Origin of the sequence: Brevundimonas sp. (genome assembly GCF_032107865.1) — a bacterium.
In the GTDB taxonomy this organism is placed as follows: Bacteria; Pseudomonadota; Alphaproteobacteria; order Caulobacterales; family Caulobacteraceae; genus Brevundimonas.
This window is the reverse complement of the sequence record NZ_DAMCNG010000149.1, coordinates 1-7,004: the sequence shown is the minus strand read 5'-3', so window position 1 is coordinate 7,004 and position 7,004 is coordinate 1. Positions and strand designations below refer to the sequence as shown.

Sequence of the window (7,004 nt, the reverse complement as noted above, 5' to 3'; positions counted from 1 at the left end):
CGCCAGCGGCGACAGCGCCGCGCGCCAGATGTGGGTCGGCCTGTATCGCCTGGTCGCGCCCGGCCGCGCCGCCCAGTCCGAGGCCAGCCGCATCGACGCCGTCCGCTATCCGATGCCGGACCTGCAGCCCATGGGCGGCTTCACCATCGAGAGGGCGCTCGTCTACGCCATCGCGCGCAAGGAGACGGACTTCAACGCCAGCGCGCGTTCGAGCGCCGGCGCCTATGGGCTGATGCAGGTGATGCCGACCACGGCCGCCCACATGACCGGCGACCAGGGCTATGTCCGCACGCCCCAGCGCCTGCTGGACCCGGCGGTGAACATGAAGCTGGGTCAGGACTATGTGAACCGCCTGTTCCAGATCGAGTCCTTCCAGGGCGACCTCCTGAAGGCGGTGGCCTCCTACAACGCCGGGCCGGGGCCGATGCTGGCGGCGATCCGCAAGCTGGGCGCCGACGCCGATCCGCTGCTGCTGATCGAGACAATCGACGTGCCTCAGGCGCGCGAATACGTCGAGAAGGTCGTCGCGGCCTACTGGATCTATCAGCGCATGATGGGCGGGCCGGTGAAGACGCTAGACGCCGTGGCCTCGGGCGCGCGCGCCGTGCCGATCCGTCTGGACTACGTCGCGCCGACCCCCGCCCCCTTGCAGGTGGCCGAGGCTGTGCTGGGCGGCAGCTCGCGCTGAGGCCTGGATTAAGGCTGAAGCCTCAGACCATGAGGGTCAGAAGCGACGTCCACACCAGGGCCATGACCACCGCCGCCAGAGCGTAGGCTCTGGCCGTGCGGCCCCAATCGGTGTTCCTGCTGATCGTACGCATGGCTCCGCCCCTCCGAGAACAAGCTGGACTATAGGGACGCTCTCTTAAACCCGCGTTCTCAGGATCGGTTAATCAACGTTAGATGACAGGGCCGCCGCCTCCCACTCGCGGAAGTGCGGCTGGGCCAGAAGGGCGGCGACATAGGCGGCGGCCGTCCCGTCGTCGCCGTGGGCCGACAGGTCGATCTGGAAATGGCGCACCCGCGCCGCCACCGGGGTGAAGAAGGCGTCGGCGATCGACCAGTCGCCGAACAGCCAAGGCCCGCCCGCGCCGAAGCGTTCGCGCATCTGCATCCACAGCACGACCAACCGCGCCAGATCACGGTCCAGCCCCGGATCGGACGGCGCCGGGCTGCGCGCGTCCCCGGCCATCGGATGATCCGGCCCCATGCCGCACAGGTCGCGCAGGGCGTGGAAGCCGGAGTGCATCTCGGCCGTCGCCGAACGGGCCAGGGCGCGCGCGATCGGATCGACCGGCCACAGCTTCGCCTCGGGATAGCGTTCAGCCGCCCATTCGCTGATGGACAGGGTGTCCCAGATCGTCTCGCCCTCGACCTTCAGCAGCGGCACGAAGCCCGAGGGCGACAGGCGCCGCAGTTCCGCCTTTTCAGCCTCGGAGCGATACCAGACCTCGCGCGTGTCGAAGACGGCGCCCGCGCGCCTCAACACCAGCCACGGCCGCAAGGACCAGGTGGAGAAGAGGCGCGGTCCGACGATCAATTGCATGGCGAAGCTCCGAGGCTGTCGCCGTGATTAATGGCTGGAGGCGAGCTTCAGCACAACCAGGCCGCTGACGATCAGCACGGCGCCGATGACGCGCATCGGCGTGACCGGCTCGCCCAGGACGGCGATGCCGACGACAAAGGCGCCCACGGCGCCGATGCCGGTCCAGATCACGTAGGCGGTGCCCAGCGGCAGCGTCTTCATCGAGATCGACAACAGGCCGAAGCTGATGATCATGAAGCCGATGGTGCCGATAGTCGGCCAAGGCTTGGTGAAGCCCTCGGAGGCCTTCATCAGGAAGGCCCAGACGATCTCGAACAGACCGGCGAGAAGAAGGAAGATCCAGGCCATGACGTGCTCCCTTGCATGGCATGCCAGGTCGTCCCAGCGTCATGCCCAATGATGGGAGAGGTCGTCCTCTGCGCCCGCCTATCTGGGACAGGGGGTGCCGAAGTCAAGCCTCGCGCCCGCCTTCTTCTCTCGCAGGCGCAATATGCGGTCAAGTGGAAGCAAAATTGCCTCAGTGAATGGGAGCAGGCGACCGTTCGCCCGCTCCCCCGTCATCCCTTGCGGTCTCAGCGCATGACCCGCAGGGTCACGCCCACCGTGCGCGGCGCGCCCAGGAAGGCGCCCAGCGTGCCCGTCTGGAACGGCGCGCCGAAGGCCACCTGGCGGTAGTCCTGATCGAACAGATTGCGGCCCCACAGCTCAACGCTCCAGGCGTCGTCGCGGGCCAAGGCGACGCGGCCGTCGACCAGCCAGAAGCCGGGCTGGCTCTTGGCCGGATCCAGGTCCGAGCCGGTGTTGTATTCCGACGAATATTTGGCCGCCAGCGTCACCCGCCCGGTCAGCCCCGCCGCCACCGGCCGCTCATAGGTTCCGGCCAGCGATCCGCTCCACAACGGCGCGAAATTCATCCGCTTGCCCGCCAGCAGCGGCAGGCCCGGCACGGCGTCATCGCCGTACTCGGTCTGGGCGTAGGTCAGGCCGCCCTGCAACGACAGGCCCTCGAACGGCAGGAACATGAAGTCCGCCTCGACGCCCTTGGCCCGCACCTCAGGGATGGAGCGAACCAGGAAGGTCGTGCCCAGGAAGGTGTTCAGCTGGAAGTCGTCATAGGTCTGGCGGAAGGCGGCGGCCGAGACCAGCAGGCGTCGGTCCAGCATCACGCTCTTGATCCCCGCCTCGAAGGCGTCGGCGCTTTCCGCCGGGAAGGCGCGCGAGGCGTCGGGGACCAGATTGGTCTGCCCCCGATCCAGGTTGAAGCCGCCGTTCTTGCGGCCTCGCGACCAGGAGGCGTAGAGGCGCGTCCCCTCGGTCGCCTTGAACTCGGCGCGGGCCATGCCGGTCCAGGCCTCGTCCTTGACCGTCTCCGACTGGCTCAGGCCGTTGAAGGCCGGATTCGACCACGGCAAGCACAGGATGGCGTTGCTGACGCCGTTGGCCAGCGCCGCCGCGCAGGCCCGCCCGCCGTCGGTGTTGTGATAGGCGGCCGTCATCTCCTTGGTCTCATGGGTGCGGCGCAGGCCCCCGGTCAGGGTCAGGCGGTCGGTCACGGCGTAGGACACCTGGCCGAACAGGGCGGCGCTGCGGGCGGTCTGCCAATAGCGATCCAGCTGCCCCTCGCCCTCGACGAAGCTCGCGCCGACGGGAAGCCCGGTGATGCTCGACACGAAGGCCGGATCGCCCAGCGGGTTCGACGCCGAGCGCGACAGCAGCCGGCTGACGTAGCCTTCGTAGTCAGCGCCGTAGAACAGGCTGTCGCGACGGGTCAGCTTCTCATCGGCGAAGAAGGCGCCGGCCGACCAGTCCAGCTTTCCGCGCTGGCCCGACAGACGGAACTCCTGCGTCAGGGTGCGGAAGCGGTTCGACCAGCTGCCGTCGTCCGGGCGATACGCCAGGTCGGCCGAGGTGAAGTCCCAGTCCTGGCTGATGACGCCGCGCCAATCGCGCACCGCCGAGGTGCTGTCCAGCCTCGCCCAGCCCAGGTCGGCGCTCAGGTGCAGGGCCAGGCCCTTGTCGCGGATGCGGGTGTTGGTGTCGCGGTTGGAATAGGCCACGCGATCCCACGGCTTCGGCGTCGCCGCCACGCCGCCGTCGGGCGCGAAGGTCGCCAGCAGGGGCGCCGTATCGCCGCTGACCAGTTGCACGCCGACGCAGCAACGCTCGTCCCGCTCGGTCCAGTCGGCGGTCAGGCGGGCGGTCAGGTTCGGCGTGGCGCGCCACAGCAACTGACCGCGCACGGTGTCGTAGTGTTCGGTCTGATCGTCGGTCGAGGTGCGCGGGCCTCCCTCAGCATCTTTGGCTCCCGTCTTCACATCATAGAAGCCGTCGCGGCGGCGCGCGGCGACATACAGCCGCCCAGCCAGAACCTCGTCCACGATCGGGCCGGTCAGGGAGACCGAACCGCCGTGCGTTCCATAGTCGCCGAAGGTCGCCTCGCCCGCCATGCGCGCGTCGAACGACGGCGCGGCGGTGACGACGTTGATGACGCCCGCCGAGGTGTTCTTGCCGAACAGGGTCGCCTGCGGCCCCTTCAGCACCTCGATGCGCTCGACCTCGCCCAGATCGCCCAGGGCGGCGCCGTTGCGGGGACGATAGACGCCGTCGATCATGACGCCGACCGAGCTTTCCACGCCCGGATTGTCGCCCACCGTGCCGACGCCGCGGATGCGTGCGGTGGTGAAGGTCTGGTTCGAGGTCGAGGCCACGATCAGGCCCGGCGCCAGAATCTGCAGATCCTTGATATCGCGCACGCCGACGCCGTCCAGTAGGGGCTGAGCCGCCACCGTCAGCGACAGGGGCGTCGCCGCCAGGGGCGCCTCGCGCCGTTCGGCCGTCACCACGATCTCGGACACCTGGGTCGGTCCGGCGTCGACAGGCGCCTCGGCCATAGCGGGCGCGGCGAAAGCGAGCACGGACAAGGAGGCGGACGCGAGAGACGCGGCGCGAACAGCAGAAATCATGGGAGGAAAAACCGCTTGGCGGAGCGACGGCGCAAGGCTTCGTCGCGGACTGTCAGCGGATGTAACAGCCCCGTCGGCGAGGCGGAACCCCGACCGACGATCATCAAACGATGACTTTCAGGCCCGCCCGGCCAGCGGTCCCGAAGCGCGCGGAGCGAAGCTGTGCTCCACTCGACTGCGGTGCGGCGTCACATCGTTGCGGACCGCGCCGCCGACCCGGCAGAGCTGTTCCAGGCCCCGACCGCCGCCCGCCTCGTGCGAGACGATGAGGTCCAGCAGCCGCTCGGCTTCGGCCAGGCTGTCGGGCCTCTGGTCCAGCAACCAGGCCTCGACCGCGTTCAGGTCGGCCGTCAGGCCGCCGGCGCGCACGGACGCCTCGACCGCGCGGTTATTCCACTGTCGCAGCAGCGCCTGCGCCGCCTCCATCGACCATTTTTGAGCCATGACGCCCCTCCAGGGCGTAGCGCCGGTCGGCCTCGACCTCCCAGACGCCAAAGAATGCAGTCAGGCTGATGAGCGCCCAAACCGCCCACATCAGCGTGAAATAAGCCCAGGCCAGGCGCTCATGCGCGAGGAAGGGCGCGAAATGTCCCAGCAGCCCGATCAACTGAAAGCTGGCGACCGAGACGATCCACCAGCGCCCGGCGCGCTCCGCCAGCATCCACAGGCTGACGAAGAACAGGACATCCACCACGAAGATGCCCACATAGGCGCCGTTCCAGTTCAGACCGGATACGAGCTGCGACAACAACGGAGCCGCGATCATGGCCAACGTCGCCAAACGATCCGCCGTCCTCCCGCGCCACAACAGGAGCGGAAAGGCGATGGCGTTGGCCGTCAGCATAATGATCTGAACAGGATGCATCAGACGATCTCCAGCCGCTCGCTCTGCAGAGCGCTCGACCCGCTAATCACACGACGAACTTCTAAGCTTGATGGATCATGCACAGCTCCAGCGACAATGACGTCATGCCAGGCTGTGAATCATCTCCAGAACGGGATTGATCAGGCTGGCTCCAACCAAGGCGATCATGAGCCAGGCCAGCGCCCAGAGCAGAATCAGCCATAATACGGAGCCGCCCATTTTGCGGGGGCGACGCCACTCTTTCAGCGCGACATAGCGCCGATAGAGCGCGCCCCCCGGCGCCTTCCCGCCCTCGAGAAATCCAACGGGAGCCTCGATGACGTCCCTCTTTGCCCCGAGCGGCGGGGGCGGCGACATTGCGATCAATTCCCCTGAGTAATGATCACTCAGGAGCCGCGCCGCCTGAATGCGGCTTGAGACGCCTAGCTTTTCATAGGCCCGGTGCAGGTGGTTCTGAACCGTCCGTGGCGAGAGATTCAGCTGCTGCGCGATCTCCTTGTCGCCCAGACGGCTGGCGGCGAGACGCAGAACTTCAAGCTCGCGCGGCGTCAGGCTGTCGATGGGCGAAGGGCTGTTCACAATGGTTGACTATCTACCGGACCCGCCTGGCGTCCAGCCCCCCCGCCCGTCGCGGCGCCGATCCGTTGCAAGTGTCGCCGTCAAACGACACAACTGACGCGCGAGTCGGCATTTTGATTGCGTCCGCCCGGTCTCACGCCGCAATAGGGACAACGTTTGAGATCGGGGGACTGAATAGATGATGCTGGCGCTTCTGATGGGCGGGCTGGGGCTGATCGTCGGCAGCTTCCTGGGTCTGGTCAGCCTGCGCCTGCCGCGCGGCGAGGACATCGTGGTCAGCCGCTCGCGGTGCGGCGGTTGCGGGCGCCCGCTCAAGCCCTGGCGGATGATCCCCGTGGTCAGCTGGGCGCTATCGCGCGGCAAGTGCAGCGACTGCGGCGCCGTCATTCCCCTGCGCTATCCCCTGATCGAACTGGCGTCCGGCGCCGTCGGCGTCTGGGCGGCCCTGTGCTTTCCCGATCCGGCCTGGGCGCTGGCCGGGGCGGTGCTGGGCTGGCAACTTCTGTTGATCGCCGTGATCGACGCCGAGCATTTCTGGCTGCCCGACGCCCTGACCCTGCCCCTGCTCCTCAGCGGCCTGTTCGCCGCCGTGGCCCTGGACCCGGCCAACGTCCAGAGCGGGCTGAAGTGGTCGCTGATCGGGCCGCTGAAGACGCCCTTGATCGGGGCGGCGGCGGGCTTCGGCGGGCTGTGGCTGCTGGCCTTCCTCTACAAACGCCTGCGTGGACGCGACGGCCTGGGCGGCGGCGATCCCTTCCTGCTGGGCGCGATCGGCGCCTGGGTCGGGTGGATGGGTCTGCCCAGCGTGCTGCTGTGGGCGTCGCTGACCGGCCTCAGCCTGGTGGCGGCCAAGCTTGTGCTGCGTCGTCCCGTGGCCTCCACCGACCGCCTGCCGTTCGGCGTCTTCCTGGCCGTCGGGGCCTGGCTGACCTGGCTCTACGGTCCCTTGGGACTGGGCTTCGGCGCCTAGAGCGACAGCAGGTCGGACCAGCGCCAGCGCCCGCCGCCCAGCGCCACGCGCGGCGCGCCCGGCTGGTCGCTGAGCGTCAGA

At 68.2% G+C, this 7,004-nt stretch carries 8 protein-coding genes; 2 read left to right on the top strand and 6 right to left on the bottom strand.

Annotated elements, in window-relative coordinates; all coding sequences use genetic code 11:
• A partial coding sequence (locus tag RT567_RS11910; protein WP_313576552.1) for a lytic transglycosylase domain-containing protein occupies positions 1-688 on the top strand: 688 nt, incomplete at its 5' end.
• 201 nt (positions 689-889) lie between these two features.
• On the opposite strand, the gene RT567_RS11905 is transcribed toward RT567_RS11910, so the two are convergent.
• The 6 genes from RT567_RS11905 to RT567_RS11880 form a co-directional block, all read right to left on the bottom strand.
• Positions 890-1,546: a glutathione S-transferase gene (locus tag RT567_RS11905; RefSeq protein ID WP_313576551.1), complete on the bottom strand. Its 657-nt coding sequence runs from the start codon at positions 1,544-1,546 to the stop codon at positions 890-892.
• A 27-nt stretch (positions 1,547-1,573) separates the two neighbouring features.
• Positions 1,574-1,894, bottom strand: coding sequence for a DMT family transporter (locus tag RT567_RS11900; RefSeq protein ID WP_087141502.1), 321 nt, complete (start codon positions 1,892-1,894; stop codon positions 1,574-1,576).
• A 224-nt stretch (positions 1,895-2,118) separates the two neighbouring features.
• Entirely contained in the window at positions 2,119-4,509 is a 2,391-nt protein-coding gene (locus RT567_RS11895) for a TonB-dependent receptor (protein ID WP_409516172.1), read from the bottom strand.
• 117 nt (positions 4,510-4,626) lie between these two features.
• Complete coding sequence (locus RT567_RS11890) at positions 4,627-4,953, bottom strand: hypothetical protein (RefSeq protein ID WP_256968312.1); 327 nt, start codon at positions 4,951-4,953, stop codon at positions 4,627-4,629.
• Positions 4,898-5,374 carry a hypothetical protein gene (locus RT567_RS11885; RefSeq protein WP_313576550.1) on the bottom strand — a complete coding sequence of 159 codons (477 nt, stop codon included), beginning with the start codon at positions 5,372-5,374 and terminating at the stop codon, positions 4,898-4,900. The genes RT567_RS11890 and RT567_RS11885 overlap by 56 nt, the downstream gene beginning before the upstream one ends.
• 102 nt (positions 5,375-5,476) lie before the next feature.
• The gene (locus RT567_RS11880; protein WP_313576549.1) at positions 5,477-5,953 is read right to left on the bottom strand and encodes a helix-turn-helix transcriptional regulator; all 477 of its coding nucleotides are present in this window, start codon (positions 5,951-5,953) and stop codon (positions 5,477-5,479) included.
• Between the two features lie 178 nt (positions 5,954-6,131).
• Here RT567_RS11880 and RT567_RS11875 point away from each other — a divergent pair, with 178 nt between their 5' ends.
• Positions 6,132-6,923, top strand: a complete 792-nt coding sequence (locus tag RT567_RS11875) for a prepilin peptidase (RefSeq protein ID WP_313576548.1) — start codon at positions 6,132-6,134, stop codon at positions 6,921-6,923.
• Positions 6,924-7,004 lie beyond the last annotated feature (81 nt).